The following is a 236-nucleotide window of genomic DNA, read 5'->3' as shown; positions in this document are numbered from 1 at the left end:
ACCATTTTGAATTTATAAACACGGAGAAAGGACAAATCTCCTTTTTTCTGCTCGCCTGAAAGTGGATCCTCGATAAGCGCTTTGACCGCATTGTCGAGATCCACTTTCTGATTTTGGTGGAGTTTTTTAACGGTTTTTTTGAATGATGGTGTTTGAAGAACCTGTGTAATATTAGCCAAAGTTGTATGCCTCAAGTTTACCGGCTTCTTTTTCAGCTTTAGCTATAATAGCTTGTC

General features: G+C 38.6%; 1 protein-coding gene. It reads right to left on the bottom strand.

What is annotated here, in order from left to right; all coding sequences use genetic code 11:
- Positions 1–179, bottom strand: a 179-nt coding sequence (locus V0R37_RS23240) for a type II toxin-antitoxin system RelE/ParE family toxin (RefSeq protein WP_420376710.1), incomplete at its 3' end; no start/stop codon positions are given.
- Positions 180–236 lie beyond the last annotated feature (57 nt).

Source organism: Pollutimonas rozaliensis (assembly GCF_048751585.1).
In the GTDB taxonomy this organism is placed as follows: domain Bacteria; phylum Pseudomonadota; class Gammaproteobacteria; order Burkholderiales; family Burkholderiaceae_B.
The sequence above is the reverse complement of the archived record's forward strand: the minus strand, read 5'-3'. Positions and strand labels throughout refer to the sequence as shown.